18 protein-coding genes are annotated in these 17,170 nt (G+C 47.1%); 3 read left to right on the top strand and 15 right to left on the bottom strand.

Annotated features, from left to right (window positions below; all coding sequences use genetic code 11):
• Position 1: 1 nt before the first annotated feature.
• The 14 genes from ACE3MQ_RS18555 to ACE3MQ_RS18490 all read right to left on the bottom strand — a co-directional run bounded on the left by ACE3MQ_RS18555 (position 2) and on the right by ACE3MQ_RS18490 (position 13,844).
• On the bottom strand, positions 2 to 970 hold the full coding sequence (locus tag ACE3MQ_RS18555; RefSeq protein ID WP_379395367.1) for an ABC transporter ATP-binding protein: 969 nt from the start codon (positions 968 to 970) through the stop codon (positions 2 to 4).
• Positions 940 to 1,944, bottom strand: a complete 1,005-nt coding sequence (locus ACE3MQ_RS18550; RefSeq protein ID WP_379395365.1) for an ABC transporter ATP-binding protein — start codon at positions 1,942 to 1,944, stop codon at positions 940 to 942. The genes ACE3MQ_RS18555 and ACE3MQ_RS18550 overlap by 31 nt, the downstream gene beginning before the upstream one ends.
• Positions 1,945 to 2,017: 73 nt before the next feature.
• A complete protein-coding gene (locus ACE3MQ_RS18545) occupies positions 2,018 to 3,631 on the bottom strand; it encodes an ABC transporter substrate-binding protein (RefSeq protein WP_379395363.1) in 1,614 nt (537 codons plus the stop codon).
• A gap of 28 nt (positions 3,632 to 3,659) precedes the next feature.
• A complete protein-coding gene (locus ACE3MQ_RS18540; protein WP_379395361.1) occupies positions 3,660 to 4,526 on the bottom strand; it encodes an ABC transporter permease in 867 nt (288 codons plus the stop codon).
• The gene (locus tag ACE3MQ_RS18535) at positions 4,519 to 5,529 is read right to left on the bottom strand and encodes an ABC transporter permease (RefSeq protein WP_379395359.1); all 1,011 of its coding nucleotides are present in this window, start codon (positions 5,527 to 5,529) and stop codon (positions 4,519 to 4,521) included. The genes ACE3MQ_RS18540 and ACE3MQ_RS18535 overlap by 8 nt, the downstream gene beginning before the upstream one ends.
• Before the next feature lie 36 nt (positions 5,530 to 5,565).
• Complete coding sequence (locus ACE3MQ_RS18530; protein WP_379395357.1) at positions 5,566 to 6,147, bottom strand: TetR/AcrR family transcriptional regulator; 582 nt, start codon at positions 6,145 to 6,147, stop codon at positions 5,566 to 5,568.
• A gap of 296 nt (positions 6,148 to 6,443) precedes the next feature.
• Positions 6,444 to 6,812 carry a hypothetical protein gene (locus ACE3MQ_RS18525; protein WP_379395355.1) on the bottom strand — a complete coding sequence of 123 codons (369 nt, stop codon included), beginning with the start codon at positions 6,810 to 6,812 and terminating at the stop codon, positions 6,444 to 6,446.
• A gap of 28 nt (positions 6,813 to 6,840) precedes the next feature.
• Entirely contained in the window at positions 6,841 to 7,164 is a 324-nt protein-coding gene (locus ACE3MQ_RS18520) for a hypothetical protein (protein WP_379395353.1), read from the bottom strand.
• A gap of 254 nt (positions 7,165 to 7,418) precedes the next feature.
• Positions 7,419 to 9,644 carry a Tex family protein gene (locus ACE3MQ_RS18515; RefSeq protein ID WP_379395351.1) on the bottom strand — a complete coding sequence of 742 codons (2,226 nt, stop codon included), beginning with the start codon at positions 9,642 to 9,644 and terminating at the stop codon, positions 7,419 to 7,421.
• 239 nt (positions 9,645 to 9,883) lie between these two features.
• Positions 9,884 to 10,261: a DUF4190 domain-containing protein gene (locus ACE3MQ_RS18510; RefSeq protein WP_379395349.1), complete on the bottom strand. Its 378-nt coding sequence runs from the start codon at positions 10,259 to 10,261 to the stop codon at positions 9,884 to 9,886.
• 174 nt (positions 10,262 to 10,435) lie between these two features.
• The gene (locus tag ACE3MQ_RS18505; RefSeq protein WP_055105603.1) at positions 10,436 to 10,786 is read right to left on the bottom strand and encodes a type II toxin-antitoxin system PemK/MazF family toxin; all 351 of its coding nucleotides are present in this window, start codon (positions 10,784 to 10,786) and stop codon (positions 10,436 to 10,438) included.
• Between the two features lie 3 nt (positions 10,787 to 10,789).
• Positions 10,790 to 11,071 (bottom strand): CopG family ribbon-helix-helix protein, encoded by a 282-nt coding sequence (locus tag ACE3MQ_RS18500; protein ID WP_019638235.1) that lies wholly within the window; start codon positions 11,069 to 11,071, stop codon positions 10,790 to 10,792.
• A 257-nt stretch (positions 11,072 to 11,328) separates the two neighbouring features.
• Positions 11,329 to 12,513, bottom strand: a complete 1,185-nt coding sequence (gene alr / locus ACE3MQ_RS18495; protein ID WP_379395346.1) for an alanine racemase — start codon at positions 12,511 to 12,513, stop codon at positions 11,329 to 11,331.
• A 224-nt stretch (positions 12,514 to 12,737) separates the two neighbouring features.
• Positions 12,738 to 13,844, bottom strand: coding sequence for a LolA family protein (locus ACE3MQ_RS18490; protein WP_379395344.1), 1,107 nt, complete (start codon positions 13,842 to 13,844; stop codon positions 12,738 to 12,740).
• A 270-nt stretch (positions 13,845 to 14,114) separates the two neighbouring features.
• Between ACE3MQ_RS18490 and ACE3MQ_RS18485 the strand changes: the two genes are divergently transcribed.
• Genes ACE3MQ_RS18485 through ACE3MQ_RS18475 form a run of 3 tightly spaced genes read left to right on the top strand, consistent with a single transcriptional unit; the run spans position 14,115 to position 16,712 of the window.
• A complete protein-coding gene (locus ACE3MQ_RS18485) occupies positions 14,115 to 14,858 on the top strand; it encodes a metal ABC transporter ATP-binding protein (protein WP_379395342.1) in 744 nt (247 codons plus the stop codon).
• On the top strand, positions 14,858 to 15,718 hold the full coding sequence (locus tag ACE3MQ_RS18480) for a metal ABC transporter permease (protein WP_379395340.1): 861 nt from the start codon (positions 14,858 to 14,860) through the stop codon (positions 15,716 to 15,718). Before ACE3MQ_RS18485 ends, ACE3MQ_RS18480 begins: the two co-directional genes overlap by 1 nt.
• A 49-nt stretch (positions 15,719 to 15,767) precedes the next feature.
• Positions 15,768 to 16,712: a metal ABC transporter solute-binding protein, Zn/Mn family gene (locus ACE3MQ_RS18475; RefSeq protein ID WP_379395338.1), complete on the top strand. Its 945-nt coding sequence runs from the start codon at positions 15,768 to 15,770 to the stop codon at positions 16,710 to 16,712.
• An 86-nt stretch (positions 16,713 to 16,798) separates the two neighbouring features.
• On the opposite strand, the gene ACE3MQ_RS18470 is transcribed toward ACE3MQ_RS18475, so the two are convergent.
• Positions 16,799 to 17,155, bottom strand: coding sequence for a hypothetical protein (locus ACE3MQ_RS18470; RefSeq protein WP_379395336.1), 357 nt, complete (start codon positions 17,153 to 17,155; stop codon positions 16,799 to 16,801).
• Positions 17,156 to 17,170: the final 15 nt, after the last annotated feature.

Here is a 17,170-nt window from a genome sequence, read left to right as displayed (position 1 = left end):
TCTATTTATGATATAAATGACAAGCTGTATAACGATTCTCGGAAACTTTAAGCCATTCTGGCTGAACGCTGCTGCATTGCGGCATAGCATGAGGGCAGCGCGTATGAAATACGCAGCCTGAAGGCGGTTTGCGCGGACTCGGCACCTCTCCGGACAGAACAATTCGCTCTCTTCTCTTGTCCATATCCGGCTCGGGAATAGCTGAAATCAGCGCCCTTGTATAGGGATGAAGCGGATTTGTGAACAGCTCCTCCGAAGGCCCCATCTCCATCATTTTCCCCAAATACATGACTCCAACGTGATCACTAATGTAGCGGACAACCGACAAGTCATGGGAAATGAACAGATAGGTAAGCGACAGGCGGCTCTGGAGATCCTCCAGCAAGGTCAGAACCTGAGCTTGAATGGATACATCCAGCGCCGATACTGGCTCATCAAAAACGATGAATTTCGGCTCCAGGATCAGCGCCCGAGCGATTCCTACTCTCTGCCGCTGCCCCCCCGACAATTCATGCGGATATCTTGAGGCATGCTTTGCGGTTAGCCCTACAACCTCGAGAATGTCATTCACTTTCTTCACAAGCTCTTCGGCCGGTAATTTATAATGGGTACGCAGCGGCTCCTCCAAAATACGACGAACCGTCCACTTCGGATCCAGGGAGCCGAACGGGTCCTGGAATACCATTTGCATATCCGTCTTGAGCCTTCTCATCGGTTCCGTACCCAGCTCCGTGATATCCGTCCCTTCGAACAGTATGCTTCCAGATGTAGGCTCTATTAATCTGAGCACGGTTTTGCCCAGCGTCGTTTTCCCCGAGCCTGATTCGCCTACGATCGCGAACGTTTCCCCTTTTTGAATCGCAAAGGAAACTCCGTCGAGCGATTTGGCAGCGCCAGTTACTCGGCCGAACAGACCCGTTTTTACGGGATAATGCTTCTTTAAATCCTTGATCTCAAGAATGGGCAGCATCCGTATCCCCCCCTATAGAGATGGCACTTGCATCTATGCTGATTGCCAAAATCGTAAAGCGATGGCTCTATGCTCTCACACACATCCATCCTGGAAGGGCACCGCTTGGCAAAGCGGCAGCCCGGCAAATACTCCGAAGGATGAGGAACCTGTCCAGATATGGCCTCCAGGCGCTTCTTCTCTCCTGAAAATTGAGGCATCGAATTTAAGAGGCCGATCGTATAAGGATGCTTGGGCTCCTTGAATAGCGTTCGAACATCCCCCTGCTCCACGATTTGGCCGGCATACATCACCGCTACCCGGTCGCACATTTCAGCCACTACTCCGAGATCATGAGTAATAAAAATAATTGCGGTACCCCGCTCCTTCTGAAGCTTCTTCATGAGCTCGAGAATTTGTGCCTGAATCGTTACGTCCAAAGCTGTAGTAGGCTCATCCGCGATCAGAATATCCGGGTTAGAGGCCATGGCCATCGCGATCATCACGCGCTGCCGCATGCCGCCAGACAGTTGGTGCGGATAAGCTTCCATAATTTGCTCCGGTGCGGATATGCCGACTTCACCGAGCAGGGCAATCGCTTCTTTATGGGCCTCTCTTTTACTCTTCTTCGAGTGCTGCCGTATCGATTCTCTCACTTGCCGGCCGATCTTAAAGACCGGGTTCAAGGCAGTCATCGGCTCCTGAAAGATCGTGGCAATCTGATTGCCCCGCACCTTCTGCATTTCAGCTTCGGACATGTCCAGCAGACTCCGTCCATGAAGGCGAATATCGCCTTCAGCCACCTTGGCCAAACCCTTGGGAAGCAGTCGCATAATGGATAATGAGGTCACACTTTTCCCACTGCCGGACTCCCCGACAATGCCAAGCGTTTCCCCGGCCTCCAGCTCCAAGCGAACACCGTTTACTACCCGTACCGTACCTGAACTACTGGCGAACTCGATAGACAGCTGATCGATTTCCAAGAGCTTTGTCATAGCATAGCGGCCTCCCATGATGAATTAAAGTGGGCAAGACCCCCTATGCCCTTCGGCCCGGGGGTCCTTCTTCTTATTTGTGCAATGAGCTGAAACGAATAATCTCATCCGGGTAGAAGATGTACCCATTTACGTCCTTGCTGATTCCAACAATCAAATTGCTCTCATACAGGTACGCCCATGGAGAATCCGCTGTAACCTGTTTTTGTACTTGCTTGTATAGTTCCGAACGCTTCGCATCATCCGCCTCGACATTGGCCTGCGCCAACAGATCATCGACGGCCTTGCTGCTGTAGCCGGTGTAGTTGGAAGCACCTTTGCTATCCAGCAGGAATCCATAATGATAGGATGGATCATTGACCAGCGATGTGTATTTGCCTAGAAAAGCCGCTGCTTTTTTATTGTTGATCAGCTCGCGGTATTGTGCTGGAGCTACTTTGTTAATATTCAAGGTTACTCCGATTTGCTCAAGCTCCGATTTAAGCAGGACAGCAATGTCTTCATAGTCTTGAGTAGCGGAGCTGACGGTCAGGTCAAAGGTAAATCCATTCTCATAGCCAGCTTCTTTAATCAATTCCTTGGCTTTATCCAGGCTGTATTCATATTCATTTCCCTCGGAGGTGAAGTCCGGGGATTTGCTGGAAATCGAGCTCTTCAGCGGAGATGCTTGTCCGAAGGCAACATCCTGAATCAGCTTGTTCTGATCAATCACATAGTTTAGGGCTTGTCTTACCTTCAGCTGGTCGAATGGCTCGAAGTTCGCATTCATGCCAAAATATACAATCCGGTTGGAAGATTCCGAGCTGATCGTGATGTTGTCTTTCTTCGACAAGCTTTCAACGTCCTTTGCCGGGATGTCCAGCGCTACATCAACCTCGCCTTTTTCCAGGAACATTTCACGGTTCGAAGCCTCTGCTACATATTTAACAATTACTTTGTCAACCTTTGGAGCACCGTTCCAGTAGTCTTTATTTGCTACAAATACGGCTTCTGTAGCCGGATCCCATTTTTCAAGCTTAAACGCCCCGGAGCCTGCAGAATGTTGAGTCAAATAATCATCCGCTTGGCCCTCAGCCACAGATGGATCGACGATAGAGAACGTAAAGGTTGCCAAATATTTCAGGAACAAGTGGTTAGGAGCACCAAGCTTGAATTCTACCGTCTTGTCGTCGATTTTAGTAACGGATTGAATATTCGCCAGCGTATACAGGCTTCCGCCTTCACCTTTGGTTTTAACCCGCTCAAACGAATACAAGACTGCATCTGCATTTACAGGGTTGCCGCTTTGAAAATTGGCTCCGTCGCGGAGGGTGAAGGTATATGTGGTCAAATCATCGGAAATTTTCCAGGATTCGGCTAGCGAAGGAACAACTTGATCGGTACGTCCCACGGTTTTGCCATCGACTGTTTCCGTTGCACTCGTTACAAGCTGGTCATACAGAGCAAATGAATATGAAGCTGAAGTCAAGTCGGCTGCATCATGCGGATCCATCGTTTGACCGGCACCTTGCGAATAAGCGATCGTGATGGTTTGTCCTGCCGCAGAATCAGCACCGGAGGATTTCTCTGCATTGTTTCCTGGGTTATTGCTGGCGGCTCCCTTTGGATTGGAGCTTTGCGCGCATCCGGATACTAGCGCCAATACCAGTAAAGCTGAAATAAGGATAAATAATTTGCTTTTATTCATGTCTTCCACTCCTAATCTATGTTGTTAATTATTTTCTGGAGGATTGGCCATGCGGATCAAGAACGTCGCGTAACCCATCTCCAAGTAAAATGAATCCAAAAGTGGTTGTTGCAATGGCAGCTCCCGGGAACACCGTCATCCACCATTCGCCCGAAATAATATAATCACGGCCATATGAGATCATAGCTCCCCATTCTGCTGTCGGAGGCTTAACCCCCAAACCGAGAAAGCTGAGGCTAGAGGTAATGAGAACAGCCGATCCCAAGCCAAGCGTAATTTGCACAACGAGCGGAGCCAATGCATTCGGTAGAATATGCTGAAAAATAATCGAGGAATGCCGAACCCCCAGCGCTCTGCTTGCTTCAATAAATTCCTTTTCTTTAATCACTACGGTCTGGCCGTACATCAATCGCGCAAATTCCGGTATCGCCACGATGCCGACCGCCAGCAGTGCGCCAATTAAGCCCGGGCCAATCGAGGCTGCAAGCGCCATTGCCAATATCAGCGATGGAAATGCGAGCAAAATATCCATGAACCTCATGATGAGATTTCCGATTTTCCCTCCAAAATAACCTGCGATAGCACCAAGCGGAATCCCGATCACACAGGCTATGCCTATCGCTATCATCCCTGTCCAAATTGTGACCCTAGCTCCATACAAAATCCGGCTGAAAATATCCCTGCCGAAATTATCCGTACCGAACCAATGAGCCATATTAGGAGATTGCAGCTTGTCCTCTGTCCTGATTTCATTTGGGCCATACGGGGCTATCCAAGGGGCCAACAATGCCAATATAACCCATATAATTACTAGGGTTAAGCCGATTAATAACAGCTTTTTTGACGTAATTTTTCCTATGAAGCTTGTCCATGATCGTCTAAATGATTTATTCATATCTCACCCGGGGATCAAGAACCCCATATAATAACTCCACAATAAGATTAATGAATCCATACAATATGGCGCTTATAAGCGTCATCGCCTGAATGGGGGCGTAGTCAGCCGAAAGAATCGATTCCGTCACATAGTTCCCGATTCCCGGCCAGACAAAGATCGTCTCCGTAATCACGGCTCCGCCCAGCAGTGCGCCGAATTGCAGGCCAATTACCGTCAGAGAAGGGATTAATGAATTAATAAGACCATGTCTATAAATAACTGACCTGCTCGATAATCCCTTCGCTTTGGCCGTCCTCATGAAATCCTGGCTGATCACCTCAAGCATGCTCGCCCTGATCATTTTGGTCACTATGGCCATCGTCCCCATGCTCAGGCAGAGCGACGGCAGAATCAAATGATGCAGGGAGCTCTTCAAAGCTATCATGTCCCAGCTTAGCAAGCTATCCAGCACATACAGGCCCGTAATATGAGTCGGCGGGTTGATGCCGCCGCTAATCCGTCCTATGGGAGCAGGCAGCCATCCAAGCTTGGCGTAGAATAACGCAATCAGCAGCAATCCAAGCCAAAATATAGGAACGGATGATCCGATAAAGGAGAGCACTCTGGAGATATGATCAAAAATAGAATTTTGTCTGGAGGCAGCCGCAATACCGAGAGGAATGGCGACGACTAATGCTATAAGCATGCTTGCCAGTGTAAGCTCCAGAGTGGCTGGGAAACGGGAGACAAAATCGGATGCCACCGAGTGTCCCGTATGCCAGGCAAACCCTAAATCTCCCCGGAGCAATTGCTTGATATAATCCCAAAATTGGATATAGAGCGGCTGGTCAAAACCGTACTCTTGCCGAACCTTTTCTACAACCTCCGGAAGCGCCTGTTCCCCCGTAATCATTAATGCCGGGTCCCCTGGTAAAATTCTCGTCAAGATGAACGTGATCATAACGATACCTATGATACTTGGGATCATCATGGCTATACGTCTAAGCGCGTACTTTAGCAACTCACATCATACCCCTTCTCTTGCTGTCTGAAGCTGTCATATCCCAAGCAATCCGAAAAATTCGAAATGAACAGCCTCTGCTGCTAATTCCTCCACCGTAAGTTCAGCCAGGTTAGAATCGGCTGGATTAGGGCCGAACAGCCATCTCGCAACAATGCCTTCAATCAGACTCATCAGCAGCGCTGCCCGTATATGTATGTCTGATGATTCCGGAAGCATTCCCAACTCAATGGCACGTTCGATATTGCGTCTGAAGGACTTCTCCATTTCAATGCGTGTTTCACGGAAGGCATTTCGAATGGCTTCCTCTTCACCATTGCTCGTAAGCAGCAGCTCCATGAAATAACGATGCTCCTGGGCGAATCTAAAAATATCCGCCAGCAGGCGTCCAGACCCCTGAACCATTTCCTGAACAGAGCCGCCTTCCGTCCGATAGCCTCTCTTAATCACGGCCAGCAACGCTTCTCTGCCCGACTCGATGATTTCCAGAGCTATGGCCTCTTTACTCTTGAAATACCAATAGAACGTGCCCTGCGCAACTCCAGCATCATTGACGATGTCCGAAATTTTAGTGTTCTGATAGCCGTATTTTGCAAATCTCTCAACTGCTATATCCATCAATTGAGATTTTCTCGTATCACGTAGTCTAGACTGATTTACGTTTCCGATGAAAATCATTCCTTCCAGATTGACTGGTCAGTCAGTTTATTTCATATCATATAGGTTTAGTCGGTATTTGTCAACGATTAAATCTTATGTAAACTGACAGATATACTTTGTTATAAGTACCTCTACGGAGCAATATACTGCTCAAAAGGTAAAAACGCTGCAGTACTTCCTTACCTTACCTAAAAAAAATCGAGCAACCCGATAAGGGTTGCTCTCAAACTGCTGGGAAAGCGCATTTAACGTTTTTATTGTAGTCCGTTTTCACCACACAACTTTTCCTTCAATTTATCGGCGATATCACCATGGGCGAGCAGCTGCTCCTTGAAGTTGGCACGCTGCTCGGCAGGCTCAGGCCACCCGGTATCGCCGAAGTTCTCTTCAGCGACCTCGGCATAGGCTTGATGAAGGCTGTTGTCGTACCAATCGATCTCCAGATCGGCCTCGCTCCGAATCATGCGGATAATTTCGTAATCCTCGCCTTCGTCCCCGGATCGGGCCACATACACAAACAGCTCAGGATCGCCAACCGCACCAGGCCATACTTGTATTTCGGCACATTCCTGGCCGTTATGCTCCGCCAGCCGACGAAACTTGGCTTCCTTTATATAGTACATAATTTCTTCGCTCCTCGTTTAACTGTAGTTAGTTGTCATCCTGTTCGGCTCCATAGCCGATCCGGTACAGTTCCCGCCTGGTCTCATCCGTGCCGAGCCGATAAATTTCCTGGTATACCTTATCGATCTGACTCTGGTATCCACTGTTAACTTCATCTTCAGGCGTATCCGGCCACGGATATGTATAAGCCAAAAAGGAACTGTTCTCCTTCTCCCCAATCCGCTCCAGCATATACCGCAAGTTGACTGCCTCTTCAGGGGACGCCTCGATCGTCCATTCATAAGCTGCAGCGCCCTGCTCTTCCAGAACCGAACGTCCCGGTATGGATACATAATACCGCATACCTGCCATTCCCCCTCCTCTTTAAATCCTTTACGGCATAGTTATTTTTGGCCAAAAATCTTCACTGCCCTCACCAAATTAACCGCTGGCCAACAATCATCCGGTTAAAGCTGCCGTATTTACCATTGTGTACAAAGCAAGAAAAAACATGCACATGGAACGTCTATCCGCACGCTAAAAATAAAAGACCAGCCTGACCAAGCCAGACTGGCAATTGATGAACTTCCTATTCTATGCAGACGGGCAAATACCCGGCTGCTCGATTATTTCATTTCCGAAGGCTTGCGCATCGTCAATCCCACGCGGCCCTTTTTTGCATCCACGGTAAGCACCCATACCGTCACATTGTCACCTACTGAGACAACGTCCATCGGATGCTTCACATAGCCGTTGCTAAGCTGAGATATATGAACTAATCCATCGTTCTTGATGCCGATATCGACAAACGCGCCAAAGTCAATAACGTTGCGGACTGTGCCCTGAAGCTCCATGCCTGGCGATAAATCCTCGATTTTCAGGACATCCGTACGGAAAATTGGCGGCGGAAGCTCTTCACGCGGGTCGCGGCCCGGACGCTGCAGACTGTCGAGAATATCCCGCAATGTTGGTACGCCTACACCGAGCTGTACTGCCAAATTCGCTGGTTCCAATGTAGAGAGCATCTCGGCTAATTCTTTAGTTCCGAGCTGACTCAGTTCAACGCGCAGCTCTTTAAACAACTGGGTAACCACGCCGTAAGATTCAGGGTGAATCGGCGTCCGATCAAGCGGATGCTCCCCATCATTGATTCTCAAGAAGCCGATACATTGTTCGAAGGTTTTGGCGCCGAGACGTGGAACCTTCTGAAGCTGCTTGCGGCTTGTAAATTTCCCGTTTTCTTCGCGGAACTTAACGATATTTTTAGCAATGGTCGCATTGACCCCTGACACGTAAGATAAAAGTGAAGGAGAAGCCGTGTTGACGTCTACGCCGACATGGTTAACCGCTGACTCTACTACTGCGGTAAGACTCTCGTCCAAGTGCTTCTGGGATACATCATGCTGGTATTGGCCTACGCCGATCGCTTTAGGCTCGATCTTTACAAGCTCGGCCAGCGGATCTTGCAGCCGTCTCGCAATGGACACCGCGCTGCGTTCTGCGACGTCTAAATCAGGGAATTCCTGCTGCGCCAGCTTCGATGCAGAATATACGCTGGCCCCGGCCTCGTTCACGATCAAATAGACCAGCTCAGGGTCATTGCGTTCAGCAATGATTTCTGCAACGAATTGCTCCGTTTCCCGGGATGCCGTGCCGTTGCCGATGACAATGAGCTGCACGCCGTACTTATTGATCAATTCATTGAATTTAGCTGCAGCTTCCCGTTTCTTGTTATTCGGGGGGGTCGGGTAAGTCACAGCCACTTCGAGCAGCTTGCCTGTATCATCAACGACTGCAAGCTTACAGCCTGTCCGATAAGCCGGATCGACGCCAAGCACGGTTTTCCCTTTTACGGGAGGCTGAAGCAGCAGGCTCCGCAGGTTTGCCGAGAAAATAGATATTGCTTGCTGTTCGGCCTTCTCGGTCAGCTCCGATCTTACCTCCCTCTCGATGGAAGGCGCCAGCAGCCTTTTGTAGGCATCCTCTATCACGATTTGCAGCGTGCTCTCGGTAACAGATCGACTTTTGATCATTTTTCCCGTGATATAGCGATGAATGGATTCGACATCTACTTCAAGCGACACCTTGAGAATATTCTCACGCTCTCCCCGATTGATGGCCAAAATGCGATGGGGAGGCATTTTCTTGGCAGGCTCACGATAGTCGTAATACATTTCATACACGGATTCTTCCTCGGGATTTTTTGCTTCCGAGACGATCATTCCATGATCCATGCTATACTTCCGTACCCAGGCTCGGATAGCTGCCTCATCCGCAATCCCTTCGGCAACAATGTCCATGGCCCCCTGCAAAGCTTCTTCCGCCGTCTCAACTGCAAGTTCCGTATTTACATACTTGGCTGCCTCCTCAAGCAGCACGCCATCCCTAGGCTGTGATAACAACCATTCCGCAAGAGGCTCCAAGCCCTTTTCTTTGGCGACGCTGGCTCGGGTCTTGCGCTTCTGCCGGTAAGGACGGTATAAGTCCTCAACCTCTTGCAGCTTCACCGCTTGGACAATAGCGGCCTCCAGCTCCCCGGTCAATTTTCCTTGCTCGGCAATAATGCGAATCACTTCACGCTTGCGAACCTCCAGATTGCGCAAGTACTGCATCCGATCATCGATATCGCGGAGCTGGTTCTCGTCCAGCTCGCCAGTCATTTCTTTGCGGTATCGAGCCACAAATGGTATCGTATTGCCTTCATCCAAGAGCCCGATCGTCGTCCGTACCCCCTTCAGAGGCAGTCCTAGCTCTTTAGCCACCTGCGCAATGATTCGCTCCTGAACCTTAGCCTCGATTTGCGCCTCGTTCGTATTCGTTTCCGGATTGATTTCAGTTTGTGACAAGGTCATCCCTCTTTCATCCTCAGATTGCACTGCTCCTATTATCACAAAATTTATCGCTTATTGCCAGCAGAGGGCATACTACCGGGCAGAGAAAAAACGTCTATTAACGTACTTTCTAGCTAGACAACCGATGTATCGGTAGTTTTTTTCCGATTTTAGAAGGTTCAGCTCCGCTGAATACTATAAATTCTATAATCTTTAAAAAGCAAAAACACCGTACATAAGTACGGTGCCTGATCTTCGGATTAGAAGTTCGAGTAGTTCATGAACTCTCCCGGTGAAGAAGAAAACGCGATAATAGCTATGATTATAAACAAAAAGATGATCCCGTAAATTATAGTCCCAATGATTCCGCAAACCATGCCTGCGACAGAGAAGCCATGTCCTTTCTCATTGGTAATTTTGATTTCCTTAAAGGAGAGGGCAGCAAAAATAATTGCTACAATTCCTATGAAAAATCCGAGATACGGAATAACGATTGCCAATATCCCTAGTACCAGCGCCGCTATTGATTTGCCATTCGTATTTGGCTCGCCACTCGGCGCAGGCCCTGTTGGCGGCTGGGGTGGTGCGGGCGGATAATTGTAATTGTATTGCCCGGAAGTATTAGAGTTATAATCCATTAAAAACGGTCCTCCTCGGAGAAATAGATACGCTTATTATACCAGATTAAGCCAATGAAGCTATCGAGAAATCGAAATTTAATCATATGAAATGACAAATACTCTAAAGGCGCGTACAAGAATAAAGACGTCCCCACAAAACGGGACGTCTAAAGGGATTTCTCCCCTTGTTCATCAGAAATCAATTAATCCAAGACTAATAAGCAGCGAATCGTTAACTTTTTTCATCGTCTCATCATCCAAATGCGTAATTTTATCCGTCAATCTCTGCTTATCAATCGTACGTATCTGCTCAAGCAAGATGACAGAATCCCGGTCAAATCCATGCGTAGCTGCATCAATCTCTACATGAGTCGGCAGCTTCGCTTTTTGAATTTGAGCTGTAATGGCAGCAACGATTACCGTTGGGCTAAATCGATTGCCAATATCGTTCTGGATGATAAGCACAGGTCTTACCCCTCCCTGTTCCGAACCGACAACAGGGGAAAGGTCTGCAAAAAATACGTCGCCGCGCTTTACAATCAATGGTCACACCCCGCTAACTAGGCGGTCCAGAGTGCTGTCTGCATCTTCCTCCGCGTGGAAAGCTTCTGAGGCCATGGTTAAGTTAATCTTGGCCATTTCCATGTAGCCCCGCTGCATAGACTCCCGGATAAAACGCTTCTTCCGTTCATTTAAATACAGCTTCATGGCTTGCCTAATAAGCTCACTACGATTGGAGTTCTCCATAGCAACGATTCCATCCACTTCCTGCAACAGATGATCCGGCAAGCTGATCATAATTCTTTTGGTGTTCTGCATATTGGCCATCTTTAAACATCCACCCCCAAAACCTTGTCGACCCAGATCCTTGTGACTCAGTATAGCAATATTCAAGGATATTTATACAAAAGAATATATGCTAAGTGTATATCAAGTATGCTGCATTTCATTATAACCAAAATTGGTATAAGCGTACATACCTGATCATTTCCATCTTTATCATTCGAGCATAATGTATATCATTCGATGGACCTAGCATAAATTCCTTCCATAGGGAGAAAGTTTTGTAGTTTTTTGTCTGCGAGTTAAGCAAACAATGGATTTACCAAAAGATGCGGTCTATTTGTGCCTATGTAGAGACGGGGCACACGATGAGCCAACATACAAATTATTTCGTAGGGAATGGTACCGAGCATGGAGGCCAGTTCGTCCGCTGTAATCGTTGCACCGGACTGCTGGCCGATGAGTACAACCTCCTCACCGACTTGGATTTCTTCGGCTTCTTCAGCCAAAGATTGTAGCGAAACCATACATTGGTCCATGCAGATCGTTCCGACTACAGGGACGCGTTGTCCACGAATGAGCACCTGCGCCTTACCACCAAGCATCCGTGAATATCCATCGGCATAGCCAATTGGCAGCGTTGCGATAATCTCTTCCTTATCCGTCACGTATCTCGCTCCATAGCTTATGGAGGAGTGTGTCGGCAAAGTTTTCACATGCACCGTTTCCGTCTTTAGCGACAAAACCGGGCGAAGCAGAACCTGCTCCTTGTCAACCCCATCGGAGGGGTAGAGACCATACAATGCGATGCCAATCCGTACCATCTGGCACGAAATTTCCGGTAAGTCAATTGCAATCGCGCTGTTGCCTGTATGTATAATCGGGATATCCAAATCATAATGCTTCAGCGCATGAACTACATCCTGAAAACGCCGGTATTGCTCCAATGTATAGCTCTTATCTTGTTCATCCGCTGTAGCGAAGTGGGTAAATAAGCCCTCCACTTCCAAATGCGGCAGGCTCAGCGCATCACGGATGAAATCTAACGCCTCATCTCCGGGCAGGAGTCCGAGACGCCCCATACCAGAATCGATTTTGATATGGACCTTCAGTTTATCGGGATAGTCTCCGGGATCAATCTCCTTGATCGCGTCGAGCACCTCTCCGCTGAACAGGGTAAGCGTAATTCCATTCTCCCATGCCGTACGTATTCCGTGCGGAGGGGTATAGCCCAAAACTAGAATTGGTGCGGTCAGGCCTGCCTGACGCAGTTCTAACGCTTCATCCAGGAAGGCTACGCTAAGATAGTCAGCCCCGTAGCGTTCAAGTTCTTTGGCAATAGGAATAGCTCCATGTCCATAAGCATTTGCTTTAACACATGCTAACAGCTTCATGTCTAACGGTATTCTTCTCCGTAGAGCAGTATAGTTGGCATAAAGCGCGTCCAAATCGATTTCAGCACGGGTAGGTCGAAACTTCACTTGCACTTTGTAGGTCACCTTCTCTAATGAGTGAAAATCCATCATCAAACAATACATTAATCGTAATGTTCCTGAAGGCGGCTGTCAATTATACAGAAAAACCATTTTGTGCATATGAAGTCATTTTAAACCATAATTCCATTTTATCCAAATATAAAAGAAGAGACAGACTGACGGGTTCGATAGCTCCTACAGCCTATCCGAAGTACCGCAAGTCCGCCAGCCTCTTCTTATTTACCCGTTTGCTCCTGCATAGACGCGGCTATTTTTACCATCTCATTCACTGGAAGATTATCGCTGGTAATCCGGAATTCCAGACCATCCACTGTCCAGGTTAAAGTCTGTAATTCTTCGCCTGTCAACAGGCCAGCCGTAAAGCCGAGATCGATGACTGTACCAGCGGCCAGCGAAACGGCGCGATCCGGTGAACGCGATTCGGTCAACGTAAATTGATATGTACCGTCATATCGGAGAAGCACGCTGCTTCTATCACTATCATCTACGACTTTGTCATCTTTATACACGACGCCTTCCGGCAAATAGGTCGGAATAATGACCCCGAACGGCTCGCTCAGTGCCGGAGCTCCCAAGCTTTGGTCATTCGCTCCTTGGCCTGTGCCGGCTCCTGTCTCAGAGACCTCTGTGCTTTCTACAAGCATGCCATTCTCGTCCACCTCGAGCAGCGTTCCTTTAGACTGTTGACCAGCCGTATCCAGGTTATGCTGCATATCAAAGGATTTATCATCAAACTTGGCGTCAAAATTAAATGTGTCAAATTTCACTTCGACTACGACCTTTGCCTCGGCATCCGATACCTGAACCTGCTTCGGTGCATAGTCATTTTTGGCCAGCCATATTTTTTGCCGAACTAATGCGTGGGTATTATAGTTGGCAGCCACATCGAATACATAGCTATCCTTATCGCTTATGAATTGGCGGGTATTATCGCTAAGGATGCTTCGCACAAGCGTCTGATACAGGTAAACCTGCCCTTGGCTTTCGGGCCAGTCACTTTGAAACCGGAAGCTCTTATTCAGGCTCGGCGTCAATACGTAAACCCCCTGATCGTTCTTGAGGACGATCTGCGTAATGTCCTTCTGGGCATTCGTTAGAGCAATTCGATAAAATGACGGATTCTGATACCATACCTCTACCTTGTACTCCTGGGGCTTATCCCCCGTATGAAGTGTCATCGTTCCAGAGCCTTGGTAGCTCTCCAGCTTCGTAACGATTTTGTCCAAATCCTTGACAACACCGTCAGCATCCTTCTTGCCGCACCCGCCTAATACAGCACTCAAGCATATCACAATGACCAACGCCCAAGTGATCCGTCGCATGAGATCATCCCCTCTGCAGATTGATTTCCTAAACTGATAACATGTCTATGAGGGAACTTGGCCGATTATGCGGACTAGTTTGACAAGCGTGAACAAGTTAAGCGATGTCAGGTGGCGACGAACGGTAAACTGTATACGTTCAGGCAAAACGTGCCTCCCCCCACATAAAACGGGTATTGACTTCTGGGCATTATTTCATTATGGTAGAAAATAAGTTTCCTTTAGGAAACATTTTTTACTATAATCATAACTTGTGGTGGTGAGCAAACTTTGTGCAAAACAATTGATGTTGAAAATCTGCATATTTCGTATCACGGGAGGGAGGTAATTAAGGATGTCAGCTTCTCATTCGAAACAGGGAAATTGATTGGTATATTGGGCCCGAATGGCGCAGGGAAATCGACATTGATGAAAGCTATGCTCGGATTGATTCCTCGCGACCGGGGAAGAATCAGCATGGCGAACCAACCTCAGAAATCCATTCGGAAGAAAATCGCCTACGTTCCTCAGCGATCCAATATCGATTGGCATTTTCCAATTGTAGTGAAGGATACGGTGCTGCTCGGTACATTTCCTAACCTGCCCTTATTTCGCCGCCCGAAGAAGGAGCATAAAGAATGGGCTCTGGAATGTTTGAGGATAGTAGGGCTGGAGGATTTTCAAAACAATCAGATCGGGGAACTGTCCGGCGGTCAGCAGCAGCGTGTCTTTCTAGCTCGAGCACTAGCTCAGAAGGCGGAGTATTTTTTCCTGGATGAGCCATTCGTCGGAATCGATGTGTCTAGCGAAGAAATGATCATTCGTATTTTGAAAGGTTTGCGTGATGAGGGAAAAACAGTATTTGTTGTCCATCATGATCTGAGCAAGGTAGAAAGTTATTTTGATGAGCTTATTATTATCAATAAACAGTTGATTGGGTCTGGGCCGGTAGACCATGTGTTTACGCCGGAAATGATGAAACAAGCATACCCAATGCCATTCGGGATGATGAAGAATGTAGGAGTGAGTGTGTAATGGAGTTCATAAATGATGTAATGACTTATACTTTTTTGCAAAGAGCTCTCGTTACATCTATTGTTGTCGGCATGATCTGCGGAGTAATAGGTTCGTTTATTATTTTAAGAGGGATGGCTTTAATGGGGGACGCCATATCTCACGCAGTACTGCCCGGTGTAGCGATTTCCTATATGTTGGGCATTAATTATTTCTACGGCGCTGTTGTAACCGGGGTTCTCACTGCAATCGGAATAGGAGCCATCAGTCAAAACAGCCGAATAAAAAGTGATTCATCCATCGGATTAGTGTTTTCTGCAGCTTTTGCTTTGGGGATCATTTTAATTACACTGGCCAAAAGCGCGACAGATTTAACACAAATATTGTTCGGAAATGTTCTTTCTGTTCCGGCTTCAGACATGTGGCTGACGATCATAATCGGGGGCTTGGTGTTACTAGCGGTATTTGTTTTCTATAAAGAATTGCTGATTTCCAGCTTTGACGAGACGATGTCGGCAGCATATGGACTGAAAACCCGATTCATTCATTATGGGATCATGGTGCTATTAACGCTTGTAACGGTTGCGTCCTTGCAAACTGTAGGTGTGATTCTTGTTGTATCCATGCTGATCACACCTGCATCAACAGCTTATTTATTAACGAACCGACTCTCAACGATGATCATGCTTGCCGGTTTTTTTGGCGCCATGTCTTCGATCATCGGTTTATATATAAGTTTTGTGTACAATTTGCCCTCAGGCCCTGTTATTGCCTTAGCGACGACAACCATATTTGTAGTTGTTTTTCTCTTCTCGCCCAAGCAAGGAGTATTTTCGCGAAAGTTGAGAGTGTTAAAGCAAAGAGCGGCATTGGGGAAATAAGATGCAATCATAACTTAAAATATTTTTAAGAAAGAGAGAGCAGGAAGAAATGAGAAAAATGCGTAATCTTATATTAATGTCAAGCGTAGCTATGCTGCTGCTGCTGACGGCTTGCGGAAAAGCGGATTCCGGATCTGAATCCAAAAAGGGTGGATCGCTCAAGGTAGTTACTTCATTTACGATTATTGAGGATTTGGCAAGAGAAATCGGCGGAGAGGATGTAGAGATTCATAATCTGGTTCCAACAGGAACCGACCCGCACGAATACGAACCTTTGCCTGAAGATATTAAGAAAGCCACGGACGCAGATGTGCTGCTATATAACGGCTTGAATTTGGAAGGCGGTAAACATGGATGGTTTTTCAAAATGATTGAAACGGTCGGGCAGCAGGAGGAAAATGTGTTTAGTCTGACTGAGCGAGTAGAACCGATGTATATCGGCGGAACGGATGGGTACGAAGAAGAAATCAATCCTCATGCCTTTATTGATCCTGCGGTTGGAATAAAGATGGCGGAGGATCTCCGGGATGCACTCATAAAAAAAGATCCGGAACGCAAGGAAAACTATGAAATGCGTGCAGAACAGTATATTGCCCGATTGAAGGAAATCGATCAAAATTATGAAGAAAAAATCTCTTCATTGCCGGAAGATCGACGCATTCTGATTACCAGTGAGCGAGCTTTTCAATATATGACTTCTCATTATGGGTTAAAGGAAGCGTACATTTGGGAAATCGATACGGAAGAGAACGGCTCGCCGCAGCAAATAAAAGCTCTCGTTGAATTTATAAAAGAAAACGATGTGCCTGTGCTATTCATTGAGTCAAATGTAGATCCTCGTCCAATGGAAACGGTCTCTAAGGAGACGGGTGTCCGAATTGCCGAAAAGCGGATATATTCCGATGAGATTGGACAGCCCGGGGATGAGGTGGACACATATATGAAATATTTAAATTACAATATCAAGCTAATTTATGAAGAACTGAGCAAATAGAATGGAAGAATAGAAGAATAAGCCCTATGAATTCTCATAGGGCTCTTTTCAATGGTGATGTCCCTTTACTCCAAATCGATCCGTCTTCACACTTTAATATCTATGTAGCCATTGTTCTGCTTTGGCTCGCGATCGGGTTGAATCAAGTCGCTTGGAGATGGTGAAAGCGGGGCTTCCCCCATTTCAATTGCGGATTTTTTTTGTTTTTCCATTTCCATCTTTTTTTGCATCAGCTGCTGAATTTGAAGATCGATTGAATTGATTTCCATTCTGAGCGCTTTGATTTTTTCCTCTTTAATTTTTTGTTCATCATCACCATGAATGACATCGGCAATTTTTTGAAAAATAGCTTCTTTTCGCTTGTTCAGCATTTGAATTTGTCTGTCGATGCCGGTTTGTCCGCCTGTAATTCCACTCATTGGAAACGCAGCAGATACCTTCATGTGAGAAGCCTCCTT

Origin of the sequence: Paenibacillus lentus (assembly GCF_042714055.1) — a bacterium.
Taxonomy (GTDB): Bacteria; Bacillota; Bacilli; order Paenibacillales; family Paenibacillaceae; genus Fontibacillus; species Fontibacillus lentus_A.
The sequence above is the reverse complement of the archived record's forward strand: the minus strand, read 5'-3'. Positions and strand labels throughout refer to the sequence as shown.

Coding starts and splice junctions, on each gene's coding strand:
- ACE3MQ_RS18555 (WP_379395367.1), bottom strand. CDS start 970: ATGCTGCCCATTCTTGAGATCAAGGATTTAAAGAAGCATTATCCCGTA.
- ACE3MQ_RS18550 (WP_379395365.1), bottom strand. CDS start 1,944: ATGACAAAGCTCTTGGAAATCGATCAGCTGTCTATCGAGTTCGCCAGT.
- ACE3MQ_RS18545 (WP_379395363.1), bottom strand. CDS start 3,631: ATGAATAAAAGCAAATTATTTATCCTTATTTCAGCTTTACTGGTATTG.
- ACE3MQ_RS18540 (WP_379395361.1), bottom strand. CDS start 4,526: ATGAATAAATCATTTAGACGATCATGGACAAGCTTCATAGGAAAAATT.
- ACE3MQ_RS18530 (WP_379395357.1), bottom strand. CDS start 6,147: ATGGATATAGCAGTTGAGAGATTTGCAAAATACGGCTATCAGAACACT.
- ACE3MQ_RS18525 (WP_379395355.1), bottom strand. CDS start 6,812: ATGTACTATATAAAGGAAGCCAAGTTTCGTCGGCTGGCGGAGCATAAC.
- ACE3MQ_RS18520 (WP_379395353.1), bottom strand. CDS start 7,164: ATGGCAGGTATGCGGTATTATGTATCCATACCGGGACGTTCGGTTCTG.
- ACE3MQ_RS18515 (WP_379395351.1), bottom strand. CDS start 9,644: ATGACCTTGTCACAAACTGAAATCAATCCGGAAACGAATACGAACGAG.
- ACE3MQ_RS18510 (WP_379395349.1), bottom strand. CDS start 10,261: ATGGATTATAACTCTAATACTTCCGGGCAATACAATTACAATTATCCG.
- ACE3MQ_RS18500 (WP_019638235.1), bottom strand. CDS start 11,071: ATGGCCAATATGCAGAACACCAAAAGAATTATGATCAGCTTGCCGGAT.
- ACE3MQ_RS18490 (WP_379395344.1), bottom strand. CDS start 13,844: ATGCGACGGATCACTTGGGCGTTGGTCATTGTGATATGCTTGAGTGCT.
- ACE3MQ_RS18480 (WP_379395340.1), top strand. CDS start 14,858: ATGGAGTTCATAAATGATGTAATGACTTATACTTTTTTGCAAAGAGCT.
- ACE3MQ_RS18475 (WP_379395338.1), top strand. CDS start 15,768: ATGAGAAAAATGCGTAATCTTATATTAATGTCAAGCGTAGCTATGCTG.
- ACE3MQ_RS18470 (WP_379395336.1), bottom strand. CDS start 17,155: ATGAAGGTATCTGCTGCGTTTCCAATGAGTGGAATTACAGGCGGACAA.